Origin of the sequence: uncultured Microscilla sp. (assembly GCF_947493425.1) — a bacterium.
Classification (GTDB): Bacteria; Bacteroidota; Bacteroidia; order Cytophagales; family Microscillaceae; genus Microscilla.
This window is the reverse complement of the sequence record NZ_CANLRP010000002.1, coordinates 81,462-106,291: the sequence shown is the minus strand read 5'-3', so window position 1 is coordinate 106,291 and position 24,830 is coordinate 81,462. Positions and strand designations below refer to the sequence as shown.

The 24,830-nt window shown below is 38.6% G+C and carries 22 protein-coding genes; 7 read left to right on the top strand and 15 right to left on the bottom strand.

From position 1 onward, the window contains the following. Window positions 1–12: 12 nt before the first annotated feature. The 3 genes from Q0954_RS01270 to Q0954_RS01260 all read right to left on the bottom strand — a co-directional run bounded on the left by Q0954_RS01270 (window position 13) and on the right by Q0954_RS01260 (window position 3,591). Window positions 13–501 (bottom strand): hypothetical protein, encoded by a 489-nt coding sequence (locus Q0954_RS01270; RefSeq protein ID WP_299452582.1) that lies wholly within the window; start codon window positions 499–501, stop codon window positions 13–15. Between the two features lie 109 nt (window positions 502–610). Then, window positions 611–1,651, bottom strand: coding sequence for a hypothetical protein (locus Q0954_RS01265; RefSeq protein WP_299452580.1), 1,041 nt, complete (start codon window positions 1,649–1,651; stop codon window positions 611–613). 122 nt (window positions 1,652–1,773) lie between these two features. Further along, the gene (locus Q0954_RS01260) at window positions 1,774–3,591 is read right to left on the bottom strand and encodes an OmpA family protein (protein WP_299452579.1); all 1,818 of its coding nucleotides are present in this window, start codon (window positions 3,589–3,591) and stop codon (window positions 1,774–1,776) included. 498 nt (window positions 3,592–4,089) lie between these two features. Here Q0954_RS01260 and lon point away from each other — a divergent pair, with 498 nt between their 5' ends. Then, window positions 4,090–6,579 carry an endopeptidase La gene (gene lon / locus Q0954_RS01255; RefSeq protein WP_299452578.1) on the top strand — a complete coding sequence of 830 codons (2,490 nt, stop codon included), beginning with the start codon at window positions 4,090–4,092 and terminating at the stop codon, window positions 6,577–6,579. A gap of 55 nt (window positions 6,580–6,634) precedes the next feature. Beyond that, window positions 6,635–7,678, top strand: coding sequence for a type IX secretion system protein PorQ (gene porQ / locus Q0954_RS01250; protein ID WP_299452576.1), 1,044 nt, complete (start codon window positions 6,635–6,637; stop codon window positions 7,676–7,678). 3 nt (window positions 7,679–7,681) lie between these two features. Here porQ and Q0954_RS01245 read toward each other — a convergent pair whose 3' ends face one another. Together Q0954_RS01245 and Q0954_RS01240 are read right to left on the bottom strand one after the other, a co-directional pair. After that, window positions 7,682–8,656 (bottom strand): dipeptide epimerase, encoded by a 975-nt coding sequence (locus Q0954_RS01245; protein WP_299452573.1) that lies wholly within the window; start codon window positions 8,654–8,656, stop codon window positions 7,682–7,684. Window positions 8,657–8,737: 81 nt separating this feature from the next. Beyond that, window positions 8,738–9,763, bottom strand: coding sequence for a DUF1611 domain-containing protein (locus tag Q0954_RS01240; RefSeq protein WP_299452571.1), 1,026 nt, complete (start codon window positions 9,761–9,763; stop codon window positions 8,738–8,740). A 127-nt stretch (window positions 9,764–9,890) separates the two neighbouring features. On the opposite strand from Q0954_RS01240, the gene Q0954_RS01235 reads away from it, so the two are divergent. From Q0954_RS01235 to Q0954_RS01225, 3 genes are all read left to right on the top strand, one after another. Continuing rightward, the gene (locus Q0954_RS01235) at window positions 9,891–10,526 is read left to right on the top strand and encodes an NUDIX domain-containing protein (protein WP_299452570.1); all 636 of its coding nucleotides are present in this window, start codon (window positions 9,891–9,893) and stop codon (window positions 10,524–10,526) included. Between the two features lie 92 nt (window positions 10,527–10,618). Further along, entirely contained in the window at window positions 10,619–11,101 is a 483-nt protein-coding gene (locus Q0954_RS01230; protein ID WP_299452569.1) for a TlpA disulfide reductase family protein, read from the top strand. 12 nt (window positions 11,102–11,113) lie between these two features. Then, complete coding sequence (locus tag Q0954_RS01225) at window positions 11,114–11,734, top strand: thioredoxin family protein (RefSeq protein ID WP_299452568.1); 621 nt, start codon at window positions 11,114–11,116, stop codon at window positions 11,732–11,734. A gap of 1,031 nt (window positions 11,735–12,765) precedes the next feature. Here the strand turns inward: Q0954_RS01225 and Q0954_RS01220 are convergent. From Q0954_RS01220 to Q0954_RS01175, 10 genes are all read right to left on the bottom strand, one after another. Next, the gene (locus tag Q0954_RS01220) at window positions 12,766–14,001 is read right to left on the bottom strand and encodes a S8 family peptidase (protein ID WP_299452567.1); all 1,236 of its coding nucleotides are present in this window, start codon (window positions 13,999–14,001) and stop codon (window positions 12,766–12,768) included. 542 nt (window positions 14,002–14,543) lie between these two features. Beyond that, the gene (locus Q0954_RS01215) at window positions 14,544–15,677 is read right to left on the bottom strand and encodes an aminotransferase class I/II-fold pyridoxal phosphate-dependent enzyme (protein ID WP_299452565.1); all 1,134 of its coding nucleotides are present in this window, start codon (window positions 15,675–15,677) and stop codon (window positions 14,544–14,546) included. A gap of 34 nt (window positions 15,678–15,711) precedes the next feature. Then, window positions 15,712–16,197 carry a sugar transferase gene (locus Q0954_RS01210; RefSeq protein WP_299452564.1) on the bottom strand — a complete coding sequence of 162 codons (486 nt, stop codon included), beginning with the start codon at window positions 16,195–16,197 and terminating at the stop codon, window positions 15,712–15,714. Between the two features lie 53 nt (window positions 16,198–16,250). Beyond that, on the bottom strand, window positions 16,251–16,976 hold the full coding sequence (locus tag Q0954_RS01205; RefSeq protein ID WP_299452563.1) for a hypothetical protein: 726 nt from the start codon (window positions 16,974–16,976) through the stop codon (window positions 16,251–16,253). 141 nt (window positions 16,977–17,117) lie between these two features. Then, entirely contained in the window at window positions 17,118–17,804 is a 687-nt protein-coding gene (locus tag Q0954_RS01200) for an ABC transporter ATP-binding protein (RefSeq protein WP_299452721.1), read from the bottom strand. A 75-nt stretch (window positions 17,805–17,879) separates the two neighbouring features. Then, the gene (locus tag Q0954_RS01195) at window positions 17,880–18,647 is read right to left on the bottom strand and encodes a cyclase family protein (protein ID WP_299452561.1); all 768 of its coding nucleotides are present in this window, start codon (window positions 18,645–18,647) and stop codon (window positions 17,880–17,882) included. Between the two features lie 88 nt (window positions 18,648–18,735). Then, a complete protein-coding gene (locus Q0954_RS01190) occupies window positions 18,736–19,608 on the bottom strand; it encodes a UbiA family prenyltransferase (RefSeq protein ID WP_299452558.1) in 873 nt (290 codons plus the stop codon). A gap of 21 nt (window positions 19,609–19,629) precedes the next feature. Further along, entirely contained in the window at window positions 19,630–20,949 is a 1,320-nt protein-coding gene (locus Q0954_RS01185; RefSeq protein WP_299452556.1) for a hypothetical protein, read from the bottom strand. A gap of 42 nt (window positions 20,950–20,991) precedes the next feature. After that, window positions 20,992–22,146 (bottom strand): leucine-rich repeat domain-containing protein, encoded by a 1,155-nt coding sequence (locus Q0954_RS01180; protein ID WP_299452555.1) that lies wholly within the window; start codon window positions 22,144–22,146, stop codon window positions 20,992–20,994. A 154-nt stretch (window positions 22,147–22,300) separates the two neighbouring features. After that, window positions 22,301–22,846 (bottom strand): hypothetical protein, encoded by a 546-nt coding sequence (locus Q0954_RS01175; RefSeq protein ID WP_299452553.1) that lies wholly within the window; start codon window positions 22,844–22,846, stop codon window positions 22,301–22,303. Between the two features lie 230 nt (window positions 22,847–23,076). Here Q0954_RS01175 and Q0954_RS01170 point away from each other — a divergent pair, with 230 nt between their 5' ends. Further along, window positions 23,077–23,826, top strand: coding sequence for an L-type lectin-domain containing protein (locus Q0954_RS01170; RefSeq protein WP_299452551.1), 750 nt, complete (start codon window positions 23,077–23,079; stop codon window positions 23,824–23,826). A gap of 485 nt (window positions 23,827–24,311) precedes the next feature. Next, the gene (locus Q0954_RS01165; RefSeq protein ID WP_299452549.1) at window positions 24,312–24,770 is read left to right on the top strand and encodes a hypothetical protein; all 459 of its coding nucleotides are present in this window, start codon (window positions 24,312–24,314) and stop codon (window positions 24,768–24,770) included. The last annotated feature ends 60 nt before the right edge of the window (window positions 24,771–24,830 follow it).

Genomic DNA, 24,830 nt, shown 5'->3' with positions numbered 1-24,830 from the left:
TTTAATTGAGTATTAGCAGTCGCCCCCACAAACTCCGGCACATACAATACGAATAATTTTAAAGGTACCATCTACTTTACTAAAAACCAATGTAACAGTTCCCTCTCCTTGTCGCTTACCATACACACGGTATTTCATATGAGCCTTGAACCTATAATACCCTTTTTTGTCTTGGGTGACCTTGGTAGGAAATCGGTTTTTGATAAACTGCTTACGCAAACAGCGTGAAAAAATTTTGTAATAACAACTTTTAAACTTCTCTTTTGAGCATTTGGGCAACTCATCGTCAGTTTTGGCTTCTATGTCATGGCATATCAGATTTTCTACCGGAAAATGAGTCATTTTCATTACTTCATGCCTGTTTTGCCCAACCACTGCTGTACGCAAGGCCTTCCAAAACTTACCAAAACCTTGATCTACTGCTGGGGCTTGTTGAGCAGAAGTTTTTGCCACTCCCACCAACATTACCATACAAACTAATAGTATCCATTTTCTCATCATAAATAATTTTGTTTCAGAAACTCAAACATAAGCTTTCCTTGTTTCAATATCAAAAAGCCCCTTAACATTGACTATGTCAAGGGGCTTTTATGCAGTCCAAAACTGTTACTTAGTATACAGGAGCTGCCCTTACCTTCCCACTTTTGTCTATTTCTATCACCCGAAAAGCATCAGTTACCGCATAAGCTTTTCCATTCTTGGCCACCGTTAATTCAGAGAAGTATTCTGGAAAACCAGGCAAGTTATCAAGTTCAAAAAACACACTTTTCATTGAACTTAGTTGAGTCACTGTCCCTTTTCTTAGCCCTCCCACTGCCAACATTTTTCCATCATCACTAAAACCTTTGCCGTAACAATAGCTATTAGGCAACATAAAAAACTCTGCCGAACCATCCTTGCTCACTTTCAAGTGTCCATTGGCATAACTTGTAATATACACTTCGTCTTTATCGCCTATGAATAACTCACCCGAAGAACCAAAGGGTCTGTACCACAATGTATGGCTTCTTTCCTGTTGATCACTCTTTATATTGTATACTATCAATTGGGTTTTACGCCCATCATGTTTTTGAGTAAACAAATAACGCTCTTTGCCTTTGAGGTCTCTTGGAGTACGTTCTTTTGGTTCAGATTCATCCTTGCTTGAGGCAGTCAACAGTGCCAGTTTAGAACCCTCTGCATTTAAACCCAAGCTTGAAATTCGTATTTTTTCTTTGAGCTCTATAGTTTTCAATACCTTACCATCGTCCAACGATACCAGATTAAATGAGGGCAAACTAAAGTTTCGCACCTGATATACTGCTACATTGGCAAGAGGTGCTGCTACTGTCAATCGGTACACGTTTTTCTCTATTTTATGTACAGGCTGCCAGGTTTTGGTGTCATACCACACCAATGCCCTTTCATCGGTCAACACCATCAGTCGATTGCCTTTTGTGTTAAACACAAGGCGCTTGATTCTGGCATTTGTCCATACGCGTTTAGTTACCTTTAAGCTACTTGTATTTATTATATACAAGGTTCGGTTTTCACCTCCGGTTACCAAATATTTTCCTTTGGGATGTACCGCTATTGCTTCCAGGTTTTTGGCAAACAAAGACGACTGGAATAATAATGTGACAAGAAAGGGAAGAAATAAATGTTGTTTCATAATTAATTCAACTTAGGTTCAATATACATCTGGTTCATACATAAAATGCACAAAAAGTTAACCTAATCTTAGGTAAATCCCAAATATTAAGCGTTGAACTAATTATTAAAAAATGGGTGGGGTTACTCTATAGTAATAATTTCAAATTCTACCCTGCGGTTTATCTTTTTATCTTCATCGGTTTTTTCACTTTTGATAATAGGTACCGTGTCACCATAACCAATGGCAGTGACTCGTTTGGGGTCAAACTTACCTTTATCCACTATGTATTTTTTTATCGCATCTGCCCGGTCTTGCGATAGTTTCAGGTTAGAATCAGAGTCACCAGACGAATCGGTATGCCCCGATATTTTAAGGCCTAATTTGGGGTGATCAGCAAGTAATATCACTAATTTGTCCAGGTCTGCCTCCATGTCAGGAATTACATCTGCTTTTCCTTCTTTAAACTCAATAGAGGTAAACTTCCACTTTCGGAACTTAATCGATGGCGTAGATATTTTGATGGCAGTATCGCCACGGAGCAAAAACTCTTTTTCTATTCGATAAAAATCCTCTCCAGTAATAACTACTAGGTAATTGTTGTTTTTAATCAATTCAAAATCATAAGAACCATCAGGACGTAAGCGTTTGGGCGCAATCTCTATCCCGTTGTCCAGGTCAATGATAGATACAATTCCTGAAAAAGCCTTGCCCGAAATAGAGTCTTTTACACTGCCCGAAAGCCTAATAGTAGCATTGGGGTGTGCCTCCATAGGCAAAGGGTAAGAGTGTATATTGAGGTCTTCTACCTTGACCGAATCCCGCTTAAGGTGGTCCCAACGTAAAATAGTATCGGCTTTGGCAAAAAACATAAAAGCAGACTTAGGGTCAATCGCAAAATAATATTCATTTTGATCATGATTGACCAAGGGCCCTACATTGCGTGGTTCTGTCCATCGCCCATACATTTTATAAGTTTTATATATGTCAAAGTTGCCAAAGTTCACCATTTGCCCATTAGAACTAAAATAGAGTATATCGAAACTAGGGTGAAAAAATGGGCTTACTTCACTTTGGCGAGTATTAATATTAGGTCCCATATTTTGGGCGGGTGCCCAGGTACCATCGCCCCGTTTACAGGTAAAGTAAAGGTCAGACATGCCAAAGCCCCCTATACGATCGGAAGCAAAAAACAAGGTATCGCCAGAGTGTGACAATGCCGGGTGAGAGTCCCAGCTAATGCTATTAATCTGAGGCCCCAGGTTTTGAATATTGCCATAGGAACCATCTTCCAGTTTTTCTGCCATAAAAATATCGCAATTGCCATAGCCATCCGGGCTTTCACAACGTACAAAAAACACCGTTTTTCCATCTGGACTCATCACTGCTGAACCTTCATTAAACTCATCTGTATTGATGCCTTTCAGAGGCTTTGCCAACGTCCAGGGAATCGTATCAATTCCCCCACTCTCTTTGTCAATATAAAAGGAGTCAGCCCTCACCGAAAAGTATAAATCTTCGTCAAAGGTGACCTTCCCAGAAGAAAATTCCTTACGTTTACGCTTAGAAGTAAAAACCATCATCGATTTTTTACCCTTTTTGGTAATACTTGGTCCGTAGTCGCTGTAAGGCGAGTTAATACTATCATTCATTTTGGTAGTATTCGCGTTTGCCACATCCATAGTATCCACAAATTTATTAGGAACTCCTACAAGGTTTTTGTAATATTCTATAGGTAAGTAATAATCTTTGTCAAGGGTATTTAAAGAGTCGTAATACAGTCGTATTTCTCTTTTTCGGGCACTGTGGTGGTGCTTTAATACCAAACGATATAAGCTTTTGGCTTCTTCTATATGCCCCAGTTGCTCTGACAACTTGCCCAAACGCCAAAGCAAATAGGTATCTTTATAAAAATTTTTGACCCCAAACTGCAACACATAGGCTTTTAGGGCAGTATACATTTTGCGCCAGTTTTTCCGCTTGTATAGCTTTTTGATTTTTAGAAGTTTATCTTTATCATAATAATAAGGAACTCGGTTGACATTTTTAAATTTGAAGTGATTGATACTAAAATATGACAATGTGTCCTTATTTCCGACTTTTACTAAACGTTGTCCGGGGGGTTGAGCTAGTATTTTAGGTGGGAAAATAAAAAGAAAAGCCAGAAGGCAAAATATATAAGAATAAGCTTTCATCAAACAAATAAGTCCTGTTAACTTTGTAATTATAACGATTACACCTGATTAAATGTGAACGTTAATGTATAATGTTATGGTATATTAATCAAAAATAAGTTTCTATACGAAAGTATATGCTTATCTGTCAAATGGTCGTAAATCAATAACTTGGTATAAGGCTTGTGTATGATGCAAGTATACATATAAAGAGACCACGCTATATGCTAGTAAATATTACTAAATTTGTGCCAACTTCATTAAACCTTTGATCAAAATTACTCTATGAGTCATAATAATGATTATTCATATATAGACATGATTCTTTCAGAATCTTCAGAAGAAAATAGTGTGGAAATGATCCCTTTACTTTCGATGGAGGAAGAAGCGGAAGATTTAAATAGTGAAGATATAATTATCGACGATCTCCCTATTTTACCAGTAAAAAACACCGTTTTGTTTCCAGGTGTAGTTATTCCGGTAACTGTAGGTAGACAAAAGTCTATTAAACTGGTAAAAAAAGCTTACAATAGTGATAAAACTATTGGGGTGATTGCACAGGATAACTCAGACATAGAAGACCCTACCACTGATGACTTATACCAAGTAGGTACAATAGCACACATTCTTAAAATGTTGGTATTGCCTGATGGCAACACTACTATTATTTTACAAGGGAAGAAACGGTTTAATGTTCTGAACTTTACCGAGGATGAACCTTTTATCAAAGCCCGTATAGAGACGATTAGTGAGAGCTTTCCAACAAAGGATGACCGAGAAACTACTGCTTTGATTTCATCTTTGAAAGAGGCTGCCTCCAAAATACTCAAACTCAACCCTGAAATACCTCAAGAAGCTCAAATTGCACTGGATAATATAGAAAGTGCCAGTTTTTTGACTCACTTCTTGTCTTCTAACATCAATGCCGACACTTTAGAAAAGCAACGTTTGCTTGAAACCAACGATGGTTTGAAAAGGGCAACCATGCTGCTGGAATTCATGCATAAAGATATTCAATTGCTTGAACTTAAACGGGAGATTCAAAGCAAAGTGCACTCTGACATTGACCAACAGCAACGAGACTACTTTTTGCGTCAGCAAATGAAGGTTTTACAAGATGAGTTGGGCAGTGAGACTGGTGACCAGGAACTGGATGGGCTAAAAATGCGCGCCAAGAAGAAAAAATGGCCAGCAGAGGTTGCCAAACAATTTGAAAAAGAAATTGTAAAAATATCGCGAATGAATCCAGCTTCGGCCGAATACCCCATTGCAGTAAATTACGCTGAATTATTGGTTGATTTGCCCTGGAATGATATTACCCGCGATTCGCTGGACTTAAGCAAAGCCCAAAAAATACTGGATAGCGACCACCACGGACTTGAAAAAGTAAAGGAGCGTATCATAGAATACCTTGCGGTGTTAAAGCTCAAAAACAATATGCGAGGACCTATTTTATGTTTTTATGGCCCTCCGGGAGTTGGTAAAACCTCCTTGGGTAAGTCTATTGCCAAGTCACTTAACCGTAAGTACATTCGTATGGCGTTGGGTGGTTTGCACGATGAGGCTGAAATAAGGGGTCATCGTAAAACTTATATTGGGGCAATGCCTGGTAAAATTATCCAGAATATAAAAAAAGCGGGGTCATCTAACCCTGTCATTATTTTGGACGAAATAGACAAGGTTTCTTCTGATTTCAGGGGTGATCCAGCTTCAGCTTTGTTGGAAGTGCTTGACCCAGAACAAAATAACACTTTTTCTGACAACTACCTGGAGTTGGCTTATGACTTGTCTAAAGTGTTGTTTATAGCAACCGCCAATTCATTAGATACTATCCACCCTGCTTTGCGTGATAGAATGGAGATTATTGAAATTACTGGTTATACCGAAGAAGAAAAGGTACAAATAGCCAAAAAACATTTGATCCCTAAACAACGCAAAGAACACGGTTTGTCTGCCAAAGAGGTGAAGTTTCAACCACTTGCCATCAACAAAATAATAGAAAACTATACCCGTGAGTCAGGGGTAAGAAACCTGGAGCGTCAAGTTGGGAAAGTAATACGCAAGGTTGCCAAATCGGTGGCAATGGAAGAAAAGTATAGTAAAACTATCCAACCCAAAGACATTACTCGTTTGCTAGGCATCGAGTTGTTTGATAAGGAAGAGTACCAAACCGAGGATGTGTCGGGGGTGGTCACCGGGCTTGCCTGGACTCAGGTAGGTGGAGAAATTTTATATATAGAATCGATATTAAGCCGAGGCAAAGGTAAGCTTACCCTTTCGGGACAATTGGGTGATGTAATGAAAGAATCGGCTTCAGCAGCATTATCTTATTTAAAAGCCACAGCGAGCCACTTAGACATAGATCACCGGGTTTTTGAACACTTTGACTTGCATGTGCACATTCCGGCTGGAGCTGTGCCCAAAGATGGACCTTCGGCAGGTATAGCTATGTTTACTTCGCTTGCATCGGTATATACACAACGTAAAGTAAAAGAAAAACTGGCAATGACTGGTGAAATTACACTTCGTGGACGTGTATTACCAGTGGGTGGCATCAAAGAAAAAATCTTAGCGGCTAAACGTGCGGGCATCAAAGAAGTGATTTTGTGCGAGAAGAACCGAAAAGATATAGATGAGATTCAAAGCAATTATATAGAAGATTTAACTTTTCACTTTGTAAATCATGTAGACCAGGTGCTGGATATAGCCCTGTTGCCCGAAAAGGTAAAGCGTCAATTTGATTTATCTATCAAAGAAGAAAACGAATCTAAATAATCATATGGGTCTTTGAACTTGTGAAGTTCAAAGGCTTTTTTTATGCAATAACCTTATGCAACGAATCATTGCTGTTGTTTTGCTTAGCTTGTTTTTTTTGAGCGCTCAAGCACAAATTGGCGGACGAAGAAATTTTGAGTTTCTTCAAGTGCCAGGCAATGCCCGCCTGGCTGGTGTGGGCAGAGTCAATGTATCGCTACATCAAGCAGACCCCAATGTACTCTGGCAAAACCCGGCTTTGATTGATTCGTCCAGCTCACGCAAACTAGGTTTTAATTACACTCCGTATTTTGCCGATATAAAAAACACCCATTTATCTTATGTACACCATGTGCCCAAAGTAGGTACATTTGGGGCAGGGCTACAGTACATGGCTTATGGCAGTTTTGAACAAACCAACCCTAATGGGCAAGTCATAGGTACTTTTGTTGCCAATGATTTTGCGTTTAATTTTGGGTATGCTCACCAGGTAAAGTATTTCAGGATGGGCGTCAGTCTCAAATTTATCGGTTCAAGTATAGAAACTTATCACTCTACTGCTATTGCGGCTGATATTGGTGGTGCTTTTCGTCACCCCAAATATGACTGGACAATTGGATTGGTATTTAAAAATATAGGAATAGTACTGAGCCATTACAATGAATTTACCCAAAGCCGTTTGCCGTTTGAAGTACAATTAGGTACATCGTTTAAACCTAAACACATGCCTTTTAGGTTTTCGCTTACACTACAACAAATGCAACAGTTTGATATCACCTACCTTGACCCATTACAAGATGTTACCTTTGACGCCAATGGCAATACCGTGCCTAAAGAAAAAAGTTTTGGAGACAACTTACTACGTCACTTTGTAATAGGTGGAGAGTTTTTACCTGAAAAAGTTTTCAGCATAAGGTTGGGGTATAATCATTTGATTAACCGTGAGCTACGCGAAACGGGTGCATCACGATTTAGTGGTTTTTCGTACGGATTTCGTATCAAAGTAAAAGCCCTGGAGCTTGCTTTTTCGCGGGCAACCTACCATGCCGCAGGTGGACGCAATTTTTTGTCTTTGTATTTAGACTTTAACAAAGTGCTAAAAAAACGTAGTATACAATAGGGGTTACCCCCATAACTCAGGCCTTAGACCCGAAACCACCCCATTGGCATAACTCATGGGGTATTGTCGGTCTTTGGTTAAAAACAACGCTCCATCTAAGTCTACAAAATCACAGAATTGTGCTACTACAAAGCCAGGTGCCATTGCCAGCGAAGTACCCACCATATTTCCTACCATCAATTGTACCCCTTTAGCTTTAGCTGCCTTTACTAGTTTTAATGCCTCAGTCAGTCCACCTGTCTTGTCTAGCTTTACATTGATCATTTGGTAATTTTTGGCAGCTTGCTCCAGCTCGCTGGTATCTAAACAAGACTCATCGCCACAAAGCACAATGGGTGAGTTATAATTGGCAAGCACATCGTCTTTTCCTCTGGGCAAAGGTTGTTCTATCATTTTTACCCCCAATGCTTTAAATTTAGGCGCTAAATCTTGCAATTGGTTAAAAGTCCACCCTTGATTTGCATCTACCACTATAGTAGCATCAGGGCGCGCTTCACACACTGCAGTAATACGCTCAAGTGGCATTTCATCATTAAGTTTTACCTTGATATGGGCAGTATCTGCTAGTTTGGCTTTAGCCGCCATGTAACCTGGCGTGTTGATGCTAATCGTGTTAACAGTATGTACTGGTTTGGGTGTAATGTTTAGCAGTTGCCATATTGTTTTACCTGTTTGTTTTGCTTCTAAATCCCACAAAGCACAATCAATGGCATTGCGTGCCCCACCTGAAGGTAGTAAGCCTTGTAGTTCCTGACGAGTAACGCCTTGTTCCAAGGCTGCTTTTACCGACATTGCCCGCTCTAGTATTATCCCCCCCCGATCATTGGTATAAAACACACCCACACTCTCGCCCCTACCTGTTATTCCGTTTTCAGTAATAGTTACATACAACAACTCGCTTTGGGTCATTGTGCGCCCTGTAAGCACAAAAGGCTCTTTGTATATCCAGGGGGTTAAGGTGATTTGTACTTGTCTCATAAATTTTAATGGCTACAAGCTCAAGATACAAGCGACAAGGAACAAATCCTAACGGTGAATGAACAACTCTCTCCTTGTGGTTTACTTGCTTGACTGCATTAACTTTGCTACCAGGTCATCGCACCCGGTAAGCATAGGGTCAACACAAGGTAGGTCAAACTCTTGGGACAAACGACTAAGGTAGGGCAATTGCTCGGCTTCGGGCAAACGAGCAGTGTTTACACTCATGCCTATACACCGAATGTTTGGATTGATGATACGCCCGTTCAATAAAGTATACTCTATGCACTGGGCTATATTAGGAGTGGCGGTATTTGGAAACCCTTCCATAGTAAGGCGAGTAGGCTCGTGGCATACTACGAAGGCATCGGGCTGAGAACCATGCAACAAACCCAGGCTTACTGCAGCATAACCTGGGTGTAAAATAGACCCTTGCCCTTCTATTACATCCCAATGGCTAGAGTCATTATCAGGCGATAAAGCTTCTGCTGCTCCTGAAACAAAATCGGTAATGACAGCATCAATGGGTATGCCACTACCTGCAATCATAATTCCGGTTTGTCCGGTAGCCCTAAAAGTAGTGTTTATTCCTTGCTCTTTTAATGCTTGAGTCATTGCCAACGCTGTATACTTTTTGCCCACAGCACAATCTGTACCCACCGTAAGCAAACGCTTACCTAGACGTTTTTTGCCTGTACCTACCGAAAAACTTGGAGCAGGTGTACGCACATTAATTAATTGAGCTCCTGATGTTTTGGCTGTTGCCACCAAAGAAGGGAAACGTTCTAAACGGTAATGCAAACCGCTCACCAAGTCCATTCCTAATGCCAACGCCTCTTCAAATATACGCAACCAATGATCTTTGATTTGCCCACCAATAGGGGCTACTCCCAATACCAGGCTTTTTGCTCCTGCTTTGGCGGCTTCCTGCACAGTCATATCTGGTACATTCAAGCTTAAATTATTTCCTGCAAAACGCAATTGCCCTTTTACTAGCTCAGGGCACCATTGAACAATCCCTGCACCAGTTTTGGCAAATACAAAGTTGTCTACATCTCCTAAAAAAATAAGGTAAGGAGTTTTCAGTTGAATGGTTGTGAGTGACATTGTCTTTTTTTGAGAACAAGGTAAACTACTCAAGGTACAAAAAGCAAGCAACAGGCTAATTTATCATAGTTTCACCGCAGGATAATTGACTATATTGCTGGCTCATTGACATAAGCAATCACAATTGATGGAAAACTTAGATTATTTTGACGATAACCTCAATTATTTGGGCACTGCCTCAAGAAAAGAAATACACGAGAAAGGGCTTTGGCACAAAACTATTCATTGTTGGATATTGCGTACAGACTCTACCAATAAACAATCTTATGTGGTGTTTCAACAACGAAGCGCCCAAAAAGAATATAACCCATTGACCTTAGATATTTCGGCAGCTGGGCACTATGGAGCTGGTGAAACTGATAAGGAAGCCACCCGCGAAATAGAGGAAGAACTGGGTATACAGGTACAATGGGAGAAGTTACGATTCTTAGGTATATTACAAGAAGCCAATATCGTTCAAGGACAACATGGGTCAATCGCTATCAATCGCGAATTTTGTTATACCTACTTTTTGGCTGACAACCGCCCTTTGAGTAGCTATAGAATTCAAGAGGCGGAGCTTGCCACTGTTGTACAAATTCCGGTAAACGAAGGGCTCAAGTTGTTTTCAGGTGAAACAAGCAACGTGCAAGGTCGAAATATACACGATGAACTTACCACCTATTCTATTGCCGATTTTTTACCCAGAGACAATACCTATTATCTCAAAATTTTTGTGATGGCAGAACGTTATTTTGAGGGTAAAAAACACTTGGTGATTTAAAGCAACAAAAGTTGTTTTAACACTCATTTAACAACCCAAAGGTATTTTAAGGGTTATATTTGAGAAGATTGCTATACATTGACCAAACGTTTATGAAAAAAATAATATTTACTTTATTGCTTATTGCCACTACTACTATAGTACAGGCACAAGAGATAAAAAAAATAAAACTGGCCACACTTGAAAAGCTAGTAAACCCTCAAGATGATATTACTTATGTAGTAAACTTTTGGGCTACCTGGTGCCGCCCTTGTGTCAAAGAGTTACCATATTTTGAACGACTCCAGGCAAAATATAGCCACCAAAAAGTAAAAGTAATATTGGTGGCAGTAGAGGACTCAGAACAAAAGGTAAAACTTTTTGTTAAGAAAAAAAAAATCAAGACCCAGGTACTATTGCTAGATGAAACCAAAAGTGATGTATGGATTCCTAAGGTGAATAAAAGCTGGGATGGAGCCATTCCGGTTACGTTGTTTATCAATGGTAAAGCTGGCAAACGTGGGTTTCATAAAGGAGACCTAACTGAGGCTGAACTAAACAAGAAAGTCGAATCAATTTTAAAACAAATTAAATAACCTATATTATCTATGAAAAAGATAACCACTCTATTTTCCCTTGCTCTAATGGCACTTTTGGCATTGAACGCTCAAGCTCAGGAAAGCATGCTAGGTAAAGAAATGAAAGACTTGCCTAAAATAAAGGATGCCAATAATAAAGGTAAAAAGACCTCTTTTGCTGATTTTAAAAATGCCAAAGGCTTTATTTTGGTTTTCACTTGCAATCACTGTCCTTTTTCGGTGGCTTATGAAGATCGCCTCGTTGCTTTAGACAAAAAATTTAAAAGCAAAGGGTATCCAGTAATTGCAGTAAATCCTAACGACCCTATCAAATACCCAAGTGATGGCTATAAGGCTATGGTCGGCCGTGCTAAAGACAAGGGTTTCACTTTTCCTTACTTGCTTGACCCTACCTCTAATGTAGCCCGGACGTACAAGGCAAGCCGTACTCCGCATGTATATATTTTACAAAAGCAGGGACAAAAATATAAAATAGTGTATGTAGGAGCCATTGACGATAGTGCTCGTGATGAAAGCAAAATCAGTGAAAAATATGTAGAAGCAGCCATTGCTGACTTACTCAAAGGCAAAAAGCCTTCTAAAAACTATACACGCGCTATAGGTTGCTCTATCAAAATGAGAAATCAATAAGCGAAAAAGTTTAATAAACTGCATCAAAAACGAGGTCTTTCAAAAGGTCTCGTTTTTTTATTTATACAATATCATACTATGTAATACTTTTAGCATAATACGCGAAACTTTTTCAAATTGTCTTAAAAAAATCAAGATCAAACTAAGTAAATTTCTACCCACAATAAAATGCTTTGTGTAAATAAAGTAGCAAAAAAGATCAAAACTTACTCCTTAAAAAAGCAAGCTATTCCATTAGCAATCTCATCCTTTCATTTCATCAAGCAAAAAACCTGCACATAAAGCACTTAAAATCAATTATTTATACCACACTCATAGGTAAAACACCTATATGACTGAAAAAAAATCTTAGTACGTTGTACAAATTTCCCCTTTACGCATGTATTTCAAGCATCAGACTAAAATGCTATTTTCAAACTTTTTGTAAGATTTACACACGTAAATATACCTTTGTAATATTTATAATCTCTCAATAAAAATTATCAGATAAATTATTATTAAAAGGTAAAATTTCTCAAGCTATTTAGTTAATAAGATTAACTAAATTAGGAATAATACCTATATTACCTTTACTTTGTAACCATAGAAAGTAAGATATGGCATTAAGGCATTAGCATTAATAACATACTTACAAACACCGTTTACTTTTAGATTTACTACAAAGCTTCATAACGTATATTCGTATTCCCGATGTAGTTCACCTGCTTATTCTTTTAAAAAAAAGAAGCTCCTAGTAAATTATCAAACAAAGTAATAACTAATAAGAGGTGTACTGCTATTTAGTATAGAAATAGTTTGTGAGTTTATAAATATTAGTTTAACTGGAATGCCTGCTAAAGTCATTCAAAAAAATGACTGTAACAGTTAAACTTTCAGTTACATCATAGTTCGTAATCCAAAGTGTGCTGGACGCATTGCTCCAGCTCACTTTTTTTTTGCCCTTTTCTGAAAAATAACTTTCCCTTTTGCACACAAAAAAAGCGTGTCCTAAGTAAGAACACGCTTTTAACATACAAGTATTATTCAACTATTTATTTTACTGCTATTGGATCAGCATTTCCATCTGGGTCACCATTTACGGTGCCATCAGTGCTTAGGTTAGTATTACCTTTTAATAGTAACAAACCAGCTACGTGAGGACTAGCCATAGAAGTACCACTGATTGATCTATATCCTCCATTGTTCCAAGTAGAGTTTACGCTTACACCTGGGGCACAATAATCTACCGCATTGCCATAGTTAGAAAATGAAGCAAAATTATCATTGCTATCCATAGCTGATACCGTTACTACGTTGGGGTGGTTGGTACGCGCAGGAGATACATTATTAGCATTTTGATTTTCGTTACCAGCTGCCAAAGCAACCAATACACCAGTGTTGCCCAAGTTTATTACAGCATTGTCAAGTGCGGTAGAAACACCTCCACCTAAACTCATATTAGCCACATCGCCTGGCGAAGCATTGGCTGCTACATAATCAATACCATCTACAATGTCAGAGGTAGAACCACTTCCACCAGAACCTAGCACTTTTACGCCTACTACTGTAGCACCATACGCTACCCCTACTACTCCATTGCCATCATTTTTAGCTGCAATTGTTCCAGCTACGTGAGTACCATGACCGTTGCCATCGTTCGGGTCAGTATCATCACCAATTCTCCATATCCAGAAGTAGAGTCCAGCAAACGATACACTTCGGTTTACGTCTACGTTCAAGTCAGGATGGTCTAAATCTACCCCAGTATCTATTACCCAAGCAGTTTTGCCTGCTCCGTTGGCACTACCTACACGATTGATACCCCAAGGAGTACTTTGAGCAAAGGCTTGGAAATACTTTTTCTCTTGTTTGTAGTTAATAGACAAAATACGATCTGGCTCTATAGCGGCAATACGTGGATCTTTTTTCAAAGCAGCTACTTGTTTCTCAGTAAGTTTTGCTGAGAAACCCTGAATAGCAGTACCATACGCTTTGTATATGTTTTTGGTAGGTACTTTAAAGTCCTCTTTCAAGAGTCTACTGGTATAGTTTCTTACTGTAGATTTTCTTGCCCTGAAATCTTTGCCTGCCAAGTTCATGCGGGCATTTTGGTTGTTGTAGGTTACTACATACATTCCAGGTATTATCTCTCCTGCCTTGAGTTTTGATATGTCAGTTTGCTCTACAGTTGTTTCATTGTTTGGTTTTACTTCTTCCTGGTTGTTATTACAAGCAGTAAAAAGAGTAAAAATGATTAGTGTAACGAACAGATGTTTTAGCTTTAGCATAAAATTAAAATGATTAGTAATAATATAATTTGGGTTGATTGTTTGAATAATAGAAATAGCTATTTTCTGATGTAACATTATCACTAAAAATCAACCAAAACAAATATTCGTAGTATACAAAAAGTAAACACAAGCCTATCTTATTACGCAGCACAAGTAAACTTCAGACATTTTTTTACTAACTAATAGTCACAAAAAAACTTGAGCTTAAAAAACTAGTAATCAGAATATTGAACACAAAATAAGGGCTAATTAACAAAAGAAAACATTAACAAATAAAAGTATACAAAGACTTCTCAATTAAAAAAACACCTTATAAAAAGTGTGAAAAAACTTTTCAAACAAAATTTAATATTACATCAAATACTTACCACCACATAAATATCTTTATTTAATATTTTTATCATATAAAATGTAATTATACACATTAGTGCTTTTTATAATGCCAATACACTCAAAAAAATCACGTGACCTTTAAGAATGTAATATAATTAACAAAAATTTCATATTTTTACAATCAATGCATACAAGGGTATGGCTATTTAAACTGAGAGCACTCTTTTTATTACCTTTACAACTCTGTCCAAATCTACCACCTGAAGACTAGCACCTGACGGCAAGCATAGCCCTTGCTGGAATAAACCCTCGGCAACAGCATGACCATAATAGGGACATTGCCGGAGCAGAGGTTGCAAATGCATCGGTTTCCACAGTGGGCGGGACTCTATGTTTTCAGCCTCCAAAGCTTTTTGCAACTGTAGTGGGGTTACAGAAGTTTTTTGCTGATTTAATACAATGCAAGTGAGCCAACGATTTGAGAAAGTACCAGCAAGTTCAGGTTGAAAACTCAATACATCGGTAGGTAAATTTTGTTGATAATAATCAAATACGCGTCGTCGGTGGGCTACTTTTTCTTCTAGTTGTTGCATTTGTCCTACCCCTATAGCTGCCAGCAGGTTACTTAAACGATAATTATAACCCACTTCGGAATGTTGGTAATGAGGCGCTTTATCTTTTGACTGGGTAGCCCAAAACATGGCTTTTTTAGCTTCATGTATATGCCTGGTAACCAATGCTCCACCTGCCGAAGTGGTCACAATTTTGTTTCCATTAAAAGAGATAACACCAAGGTGTCCCCAAGTACCTACCTTTTGCCCATTGTAACAGCTCCCAAGAGCTTCAGCAGCATCTTCTATTACTGGTATGTCATACTTTTGTGCTATGGCCAGCAATTGGGTAAGTTGGGCGGGTTGCCCATAAAGGTGCACGATAATAATGGCCTTGGGTTTTGGCTTGCCTTGTTTGAGCCTATCTTCAATGGCTCTCTCCAACTGTACTGGACACATATTCCAGGTATCAAGCTCGCTATCAATCAATATTGGGGTCGCTTTTTGATACATTACCGGATTAGTAGTAGCCACAAAAGTAAAAGTAGGGCATATCACCTCATCTTTTTCTGTTACTCCTAATAATCTTAACGCCAGATGAATAGCTGCTGTGCCTGAGTTAAGGGCAACTACGGGCAAACCATCAAGGTATTGGCTTAATAGTTCCTCAAATTTATCGAGATGATGTCCTATAGGGGCGATCCAGTTGCTCTGCAATGCAGCTTTTAGATGCTCCAACTCTTGCCCTTTGAGGTCGGGAGGGGATAAGTATATGCGTCTTGATTTCATAATTTTGCCCAAAATAGACAAAACTTATGACAGGTTAATTTTTGCCATTAAACTTTTCAGCAAGTTCATCGCCATCCCTTTTTCTGAATATATTCAAAAAGGTCAGCCAAAGTATTTTTAAGTCTAACCTAAAGGAGCGATTCTCTACATACCACAAATCAAGCTCAAACTTTTGCTGCCATGTAAGCGAGTTTCTCCCGTTTACTTGTGCCCATCCGGTAATGCCCGGTTTTACACTATGACGCTTGAGTTGTTGGGGAGTATATAAGGGTAAGTATTCGGGCAATAATGGACGTGGTCCTACCAAACACATATCACCTTTGAGTATATTAATCAATTGAGGGAGCTCATCCAAGGATGTTTTTCTCAAAAACCTGCCAATGATAGTAACTCTTTGTTTGTCAGGTAATAAGTTGCCTTCTTCATCCCGCAAATCGCGCATGGTTTTGAGCTTGATAATATAAAAGGGTTGGTTTTGATACCCTATCCTTTTTTGTAAAAAAATTATTCTGGATAACATGCTTTACAAAGAAGCAAAATGGTTGTTTAGTATTATAGGTAGTGGCAAAGTTTTTATTTATCAATTATCTGCGCATTATAAGTACGCGCCAATAATTGAAACGCCTGTTCTTTTTGCTTTCTAAACTTTATTTTATGTTGTTTAATCACCGCCTTTGCGTTAAAGTTCCGCTTTGAAAAAAAACGATACAAGTCTCTCTTGCTTTTTACTTGATACAAAACGCCTTTGTGAGCATAAAAATACGTTGTTTTTCGGATAAATTTATCATAGTTATTCCCCACATTGAGTGCTACATTGTAGTTTGACTTCAGAATATCTATTTTCACCCTTTTTACCAGTTGTACTTCTCCATCTTCTATCAATTGAACAAAGCCATGTAACTTAGTGCTTTTAAAAGAATAGTGATTTGCGTTGATAAATAACAGCCTTTTTCCTTCATGATAAAGGGCAAATTCGTTTAAGTCTACCCCTCGGATATAACGCTTTTTGTTTTCAAGTACGACTTCTATCTCATGGTTAAATGCATCATAGCGCATGTTGGCAAATGCATACTCTTTGTTGTAATGGTGCTTTATCTTAACCGCTCCTTTTTTGGTTTCTTGAAACAAAAAAGGATTTCCTTTCAGCGCTTCTTTTTGCTTGACACGGGTACGTACCAAACTGGAAGGAGTCATTCTGGAATTGAGTATGACCGCGTTTTTTTGCATTTCGGGATCATGAGCCTGCCCTTTAGCACCAAACAACGTACATGCCAGTAATACGGTAAAAAAATATTTCATTATTGACTTTTTATCATGAACACCATTTCTTGACTGTATTCATAATGACGGTTGCGCCCTACTACAGCCCCTATCATTAAACGATGATGTTTGGTCATAATTGTTGGCTCAAAAACAACTAAACAAGTAGTTAAAAAGCTTTTAATGTTTAACCAACTGATCGCTGATCACTTCACCTCCTTTGAGCTGAATAATGCGTTGAGTCTTTTGAGCAAGTTCGATGTCATGGGTAACCAAGACAAGTGTTGTTCCTGTTTCTTTGTTGAGGTTAAATAAGAGCTTTTCTACTTTCTGACTTGTTTCTTCGTCGAGGTTTCCGGTGGGTTCGTCAGCAAACAAAATTTTCGGATGATTAGAAAACGCCCTTGCCAATGATACACGCTGTTGTTCTCCACCCGACAGTTGAGAAGCATAATGGTGGTGCCGATTTGCCAGTCCTACTTTCTCTAAAAGCTGTAACGCTTTTTTTCTTGCATTTTTCTCCTTTCTTAACTCTAAGGGCACCATTACGTTTTCGAGAGCAGTAAGGGTAGGTATCAATTGAAAGTTTTGAAAGATAAAACCTACATTTTGGTTACGTACTGCGGCTCTTTCATCTTCATTTAGCTTATCTAGTATTATGCCATTGAGGGCAATACTACCAGTACTGGCACGGTCTAGCCCAGCACACAAACCCAACAAGGTGGTTTTGCCGCTACCCGAAGCACCTACAATGGACACAGTACTACCAGTATTTAAACTAAAACTGACATTTTTTAGTACTGTCAGGTCTTTTGTTCCACTGACATAAGATTTAGACAGGTTTTCTACTTGTAATATGGTAGACATCATGGTATATAATGAGATTTTGACTTAGACATTCAGGTCACTTTCTATAATGGTTTGCTAATAACCAAGTTACTGTTATTCATCAAAAATGGCTACTACCCTGGCAGGTGATGCTGAAGCTCCTTTTATTTTAAGGGGAAACACGGCTACTTTAAAACCTTTGGCAGGCAACACTGACAAGTTAGTAAGTTGTTCCATGTGGCAATACTCTTTGTCTTTGCCTACTAAGTGTGCCTGCCAAAACAAATCTGGATTGTTGGTTCGTTTGGCTTCGTTTACCAAATATCGCAAAGGTAAATCCCAACCCCATTGGTCTATCCCCATTACTTTAATGCCTTGGTCAATGAGCCATTCGGTAGCTTCTTTACTCATTCCAGTACCCTTGTCTACAAAGTCAGCCCCTTTGAATTTATCTCGGTCGGTACGAATCAATACTATATTTCCGGAGGTAAGCATTACACCATTTTTTTGTAAATCGGCTTTCAAGTCATCTACCGTAATCTCTTCAAAATCGGGTTTATGACTCATATCAATGACCACCCCATCGCCATAACACCAGTCCAGCGGTACCTGATCTATGGTTTTGGCGGGTTGCCCCGCTACTGTAGGGCTATAGTGCCAAGGGGCATCGATATGAGTAGAGGAATGAACCCCCATTTTCTTAATGGCATCGTCTGCCCAACCCACAAAATCTTTTGGAAATAGTTTTGTCGGTAATTTTAGAAAATACCGGATCAGCATAAATGCTTTACGGTGAGGTTTATGCTTCACTTTGATGCGCATAAACCAAGGATCTTCTTTTTTATATTCTATTGTTTTAGACAGGTCTACTATTCTAGCCATGTTCTTATAGTTTTTGAGTTTACAAGCAAGGCAAGATACTTCGTTTCGAGAGATTAAGCAATCAAACCAGTAGAGTTAATACACTTGATTACCTTTGCAACCATATACCTAAACCAATAAAAAACACATTCATGCAAATGGCTGAGTACAGGTTTAGACGCATGGTATTTTTAAAATTAGCTTGTCTGGGATTTTGGAGTGTTTGCCAAAACCACCAACCAAAAAACAGCACTACAGGCGAAAGAGTTGCCAAAAAAGCAAATGCTACCTGTATAGAAAAATACTGGCTAAAATACCACACATACCCCATAGTAGCCAAGGCAAATGCCCCACCTGTAAACAAAAATGTACCTCTAATGCCCAACATACGGCTAATGGTCAAGTCGCCTCGTCGGGCATCTTCGCTGTGTTGGTAGACTTGAGTCATAGGATAAGACCCCAACAACAATACAGTGCTTAACAAAGCTGCAAACAATATTTTGCCGTCCATTAATTGAGTCATACTTGCCAAGGCAACACCTTGGTATACTATCAGAAAAGTAAAACCTCCTTGAAAAAACCCCACTGTTAACCAACCCAATATGGGCATTTTTTTTAAGCGAATGGCGTCATTGCTATAGGCTTTAGATACCAAACCATATAGTAAAATACCTAGAGTAAACCACAGGCTCACCATCAGGCTTAATAAGAGGGCAATGCCATCTATCAACAATGATACATATAACAATTGTTTGCTGACGGGTGGGGGTTGTTCCAAGCCTCCTATGCTTTCTTCGTCTTTGTCATAATAAGAGTTATATCCATTGCTTGCAGGGTATACCATCAAGTGTAAAATGCCAAAAGTAAGCAACAACCTGAACCAATCGCCCGAAAAAGCAATGCCAGCAGCAAAGCAAAAAACCGGCATTAAGAAAAATGAAAATGGCAAACGGAGGTGTAACAGGGTAGATTTAGACAACATGAAATAGTGCTCAATTACGTTTTACTTAGACTCTTTCCAGAAAGGAATATAGGCATATATATCATCTTTCATCCCAAATTTCTTCAGTTCTTCTAATTCTTTTTTGGTACTTACATTCAGCTTTACCTCTACAGTATGTTCACTGGGGGTCAAGTGGTTGATAGGAACCAAACTAATAATACCTCTTTCGTTGGTATGTGGGTGTTGATAATAACGCCATTTTAAGTGAGGTATACGCTTATTGTCTATATAAATTCTGTAAAAATTTTGATAACAATGAAGCATTTTTCGTTGCCGGATTGCCTGAACTTTGTAATGTTTTTTTTGCTGACAGTCAACATCCATTAATCTTTCAATGGCTTTTTGATGTACAATAAACAGTTTAAGGTATTTGCTACCAATAATATCGGATTGGATAGACACATGCTGAACCAGGTCATTTTTTTTGCGCATGTTTTCGTATTGACGCGTATGAAATTGATAACGATTTGATTGAATGCCCAAGTAACTTTTTAGGTTGAGATTACCAAAGCTCAGGGCAGGCATTGGGCTTGACCCAGCAAAAGAAAACTGAGTAATGGCAAAAGCTACTACCATGTATACTACTACACCTATGACAAACCACCACTTTCGCCTGATATTGGTTACCAACGCATAGTAAGCACTGCGGTACAAAAAAGAAAGAGATAGTATAGAAAATACCCAGTAGATAGGGTAATATATTTTGGTAAGTTTTTGTTGCTTTTTGATAAGACCCAAGGTTAAGAAATCGATCAGGTATACTCCGCCTAACAATAACATGATTCCTGAGCCTATTTTTAAGAGTAGAAACCCTGTTTCGCCCCAGGTTTCGCGCAGGCCACTATGTGGAATAATGATGAGGAGGGCAAGCAAAACCCCTATAATAAGCGAGAACAAAAAAAATGAGAGGAAAAATATAGTGCTACTTGCCGACTCCATCCATACTACCAAATCTACAGAAGTGTCTGTTACTTTTTTTACCTTTTGTTTAAATGGTGGTGCATAATCGCCTACTTTATCAGCTTGTATGCCTTTAGGAAAAACGTAGCTCAAACACACGGCGGCTACCCAAAAACCCCTAAAAACCAAATGCAATCCAAAGCCAAATATAAGGGCATTGAGTGCTGCTATCAAAAAATTGGCAATGACCACGGTTTCATAATAACCATTGGTTTGCAGCAACAAAAAACTTTGATGTTGAATAAAGGTGGTGGTTTGAAGCAGTGTAAAGATGATACCACCAGAAATGAAGAGTTCAGGCTCCCAGCTATTGTTTTGAATATGCTCCAGCCATTTTGGTTTCGGGTTTTTGTTGCTCATGTATTTGCAAAACAAGTGATTGTACAATGACAACAAATATTACTAAAAATAAATTTCGGCGCTGGGTAATAGTTCTCTTATTTTTTCTTTTTCGCCTGATGAAAGCATATTATTTTGAGCATGTAAGTATTTGAGCTGACTTAGCTGCGCTATTTCTTCGGGTAAATGGGTTATTCGATTATTTTCTATGTACAATTCTTCTAAATTTTGCAGCAGTCCTATTTCTTCAGGCAGTCGCTTAAGCTGATTGTTTTGCAAGTACAACACTTCTAACTGAGCAAGTTCTCCTATGCGTATAGGTAAAGTAATCAAACGATTATAAGAAAGCACCAACTCTCGGAGGTTGGTCAAGTTGCCTATTTCAGATGGCAAAGTGAGTAACTCATTATTGTCTAAATATAGGCTACGTAAACTCACCAATTGTCCTACCTCCAAAGGCAAGCTCTCAAGTTGATTGTCGTACAAATAAAGGTTTTGTAAAGAGAACAGCTGCCCTATTTCGGGCGGAAGCCCTACCAACTGATTGGTACCCAGCCAAAGTTCACGCAAGTTGGTAAGCTCTATGACTTTGTCAGGCAATTCGGTTAGTTGATTGTTCCGAAGGTTGAGCTCTTCAAGGTCACGTAATTCGGTAACCTCTGCCGGAAGATTAGTCAATTGATTGTCGCTCAAGTTAAGCACTTTTAAGCCTTTTAGAAGACAAATCTCTTTGGGAAGTCGGGTAAGGTTAAAATGTTTGAGGAACAGTTGGTTGCCACGGTAATAGGGCTCTAAAATCACTTCTGGAGGCGCCGTTTTATTTTCAAGGCAAAAACGAATGCCACGCCCCAAGAGCTCAAGCACTGTATTACCCATTTCTACTTTATCGATGGGAGCATTTTCGCTGATCACGTCCAAAAAACCTGAAATTTCTTCTTCGTCTACGTGGCTATACAAATAGCGCCATTCGGGTTCGGTAGCCTGGTAAAACTCAGCAGGCGCTAAGTGTTTGTACATTTTCTTAGACTTTTCGCGAATGGTACGATCGCTATGGAACAGAGAGAGAGCAAAAATATGGGTCAATAATTTATTAGAAATATCTTGCCCTTGTAATAACTGAAAAGCCAACTCAAGATTTACTTCATTGTTGCTTTCCAGCAATTTTTTTATTTTAGGTAATGCCTGAAAATAGTCCCTAAAATTTGCCTGCTCATCCATAGTGTTAAAACTTAATGTGATTATGGTTAGAATCTAGGCAATAGATGTTCCAATTAGGGTGAGCAAAAGTTTTTTTTTTATGCATTTTGAACGTAAAAAGCACACAGTAGGATATGGTCAAAACTTAAGCAGTGAAAGCTAGTCAAGGAGATCATTACCAGTTGTCTGAAATGAACAATTCCTGCTCCATATCATCAGCGGCAGCCCCTACAATATCAATAATAGACTTTATGTTTTGAGGCGACTCATTGGCTGTTACCTTGGCATTAAACAATATATGATATTGAGCATCTTCGTAGATCAATTCCCAGGCTCCTAGTTTTTTACGGCTATTGTCAAACAGTACTTTTGCCAACATGTATTCAGGGGGGCGTTTGTCTGACTTATAAATGACAGAGTATATTTCACGTATTTCTAGTTGATCATACCAATCGGTTACCGACCTGATGTACAGGGTTTGAGATCGTTTATTTTTGCTAATGGGTAAAATAAACTTAATAGTACCATCGGGCTCTACTTCGTATTGATACTTTAATACAGTAAGGCGGTCTATCACTCGTTTGTCTATTTTAGCCGACGACTTGTAAATATCTTGTGCCCTACCAGGCGTAGTAAAAAAACTTAGTAAGATACTTATGCAGAGGGTTTGAATAAGTGAAATGCGTTGATACGCTAATATTTTGACTATAAATGTTCTCAATTTCAATGCAGTTTAGTATTGCTAAATTAACGCTATTTTTCCTTAAATCGTAAGCTTTTGGAAAGGGAAAGCAAACAACCCTCTTTTTTTGACCAAAACACTTGGCTTGTATACTTTGTTAATCGGGTGTTAAGGCGGTTTTTATGTTTGAAATGCCTCTGGATTTGGGTATATTGAACAAGAGGTACAATCTGCCCTGACTTACTTTTTCACTCCCTAATTTTACTGCCATGTATTCATTTTTTTTTAGCCTGATAGGGTTGTTCCTTTTCACTCATCAGGTGTTTGCCCAAGAGTTTCATACGATTGAAGATGCCGTGAAAATGGAGAATGGATGTATTATGCTCACCGCCGATAAACCTTACCAAAGAGGCATTGCTTATTGTAAAACCAAACTTGATTTGTCAAAGTATTTTGAGATTGAGTTTGATATATACCTGGGCAAGAAAAATGATAACGGAGCCGACGGAATCACTTTTGTGATTCATAATGATGCACGGGGCTTTAGGGCTATAGGCACTTGGGGCGAATGTATGGGTTATGGGCGTTGGAACCGTGGTTATTATGGAGGAAACTATATTGCTCCTTCAGTAGCAGTAGAGTTTGATACTTACCAAAACTATCGCCAAAACGACCCTACTTGCGACCATGTGGCTTATCTTGAAAATGGCACCAATTACCACACCAAATATTGGAATAATAAAGATATTCGATTTAACCTTGAAGATGGTGTATTACATAATTTCCGGTTTCGCTGGGAACCAACCATCCAACAGGTAACGGTATACTTAGACAATGTGGTGGTACATAGAGGCAAACGAGATTTGGTCAAGGATATTTTCAAAGGTAATACCAAAGCAATTTGGGGATTTACTGCTTCTACTGGCAACAAGCATAATCTACAGTTTTTTTGCTTGCGCAGATGGGCACAAGCACCCTCTAATAAAAACATAAAAACTTCTCCTACCCGACGCCGTTAAATTGCTACTCAAATAAACTGCGGCTGTAGCCTTGGGTAGCTAAGAATAATACTTACATTTATGTAAACAATACTACAACCACTTTTTCGGTTAGAGGGTTTCTTTGCTTGGTTATATAGTACTTCACTACAATTAAAATGTTTGTTTGAAGGCTTTTGGTACATGAAGCAAAAAAAACACTGCCCTTAAAAATACGTTGGTAAAGCATTGCTTAACGACATTAAACTCAGTTTTCAATATAATAACAAGTACTGGGTTGGTTAAAGCGGTTATGGACTAAACACTTCTAACTACGCTTTTTGTAAATAACTGAAAATCAGTACAATACAAAAGTATGGTTACTTATGGAACAGGGTGTAGCACCGATATTCATCGGTATCTAAGGACTTGCGACTTGTCGCACCGATATGCATCGGTATCCAAGGACTTGAAGCTTGCCCCTGTTGGGGCTGTGGACTATTGTGTAAACATATCTCTATAATTTTATGAAAAAAACATCCTTGTTTATAATGTTAGGGTTGGTATTTTTGATGAATGCCTGTGGTTCTAAAGACCCTATCCAACAAAAATGGAAGGTGAACGACGTAAAAGTACCCAATGTAAAGGCGTTGATGAAACTGGCACCTATGCTCTCTCAATCAAATAAGTTGTCACACCTAATTCCTAAGAGTGTACTTGACGGAGGAAGTAAGGCGCTCATCATAGAAATGCTCAAACAAACCACTTTTGAGTTTAAAGCGGATAACAAGTGTATTGTCAATATATTTGGCAAAAATGCTACTGGCACTTATCGCTTGAGCAAGGATAAAAAAACGCTTACCATCAATTCTGACGATATAAAAATGGGTAACAAAATGGATGTCAAGTCATTAAGTGCCAACCAATTGATTTTTGACATGCACCTCGAAGGGCAAGCAATTACTTTTGTGCTGGTTCCGGCATAAGTATTTGCACTTTTGCAAAATCAATTCATCTGGAGCCAATTTTCTGGCAGTCAACCACCC

Bases quoted from the DNA above. Each gene is read 5' to 3' on its own strand.
- Q0954_RS01270 (WP_299452582.1), bottom strand. From the start codon at position 501: ATGATGAGAAAATGGATACTATTAGTTTGTATGGTAATGTTGGTGGGA.
- Q0954_RS01265 (WP_299452580.1), bottom strand. From the start codon at position 1,651: ATGAAACAACATTTATTTCTTCCCTTTCTTGTCACATTATTATTCCAG.
- Q0954_RS01260 (WP_299452579.1), bottom strand. From the start codon at position 3,591: ATGTATACTGCCCTAAAAGCCTATGTGTTGCAGTTTGGGGTCAAAAAT.
- lon (WP_299452578.1), top strand. From the start codon at position 4,090: ATGAGTCATAATAATGATTATTCATATATAGACATGATTCTTTCAGAA.
- porQ (WP_299452576.1), top strand. From the start codon at position 6,635: ATGCAACGAATCATTGCTGTTGTTTTGCTTAGCTTGTTTTTTTTGAGC.
- Q0954_RS01245 (WP_299452573.1), bottom strand. From the start codon at position 8,656: ATGAGACAAGTACAAATCACCTTAACCCCCTGGATATACAAAGAGCCT.
- Q0954_RS01240 (WP_299452571.1), bottom strand. From the start codon at position 9,763: ATGTCACTCACAACCATTCAACTGAAAACTCCTTACCTTATTTTTTTA.
- Q0954_RS01235 (WP_299452570.1), top strand. From the start codon at position 9,891: ATGGAAAACTTAGATTATTTTGACGATAACCTCAATTATTTGGGCACT.
- Q0954_RS01230 (WP_299452569.1), top strand. From the start codon at position 10,619: ATGAAAAAAATAATATTTACTTTATTGCTTATTGCCACTACTACTATA.
- Q0954_RS01225 (WP_299452568.1), top strand. From the start codon at position 11,114: ATGAAAAAGATAACCACTCTATTTTCCCTTGCTCTAATGGCACTTTTG.
- Q0954_RS01220 (WP_299452567.1), bottom strand. From the start codon at position 14,001: ATGCTAAAGCTAAAACATCTGTTCGTTACACTAATCATTTTTACTCTT.
- Q0954_RS01215 (WP_299452565.1), bottom strand. From the start codon at position 15,677: ATGAAATCAAGACGCATATACTTATCCCCTCCCGACCTCAAAGGGCAA.
- Q0954_RS01210 (WP_299452564.1), bottom strand. From the start codon at position 16,197: ATGTTATCCAGAATAATTTTTTTACAAAAAAGGATAGGGTATCAAAAC.
- Q0954_RS01205 (WP_299452563.1), bottom strand. From the start codon at position 16,976: ATGAAATATTTTTTTACCGTATTACTGGCATGTACGTTGTTTGGTGCT.
- Q0954_RS01200 (WP_299452721.1), bottom strand. From the start codon at position 17,804: ATGTCTACCATATTACAAGTAGAAAACCTGTCTAAATCTTATGTCAGT.
- Q0954_RS01195 (WP_299452561.1), bottom strand. From the start codon at position 18,647: ATGGCTAGAATAGTAGACCTGTCTAAAACAATAGAATATAAAAAAGAA.
- Q0954_RS01190 (WP_299452558.1), bottom strand. From the start codon at position 19,608: ATGTTGTCTAAATCTACCCTGTTACACCTCCGTTTGCCATTTTCATTT.
- Q0954_RS01185 (WP_299452556.1), bottom strand. From the start codon at position 20,949: ATGAGCAACAAAAACCCGAAACCAAAATGGCTGGAGCATATTCAAAAC.
- Q0954_RS01180 (WP_299452555.1), bottom strand. From the start codon at position 22,146: ATGGATGAGCAGGCAAATTTTAGGGACTATTTTCAGGCATTACCTAAA.
- Q0954_RS01170 (WP_299452551.1), top strand. From the start codon at position 23,077: ATGTATTCATTTTTTTTTAGCCTGATAGGGTTGTTCCTTTTCACTCAT.
- Q0954_RS01165 (WP_299452549.1), top strand. From the start codon at position 24,312: ATGAAAAAAACATCCTTGTTTATAATGTTAGGGTTGGTATTTTTGATG.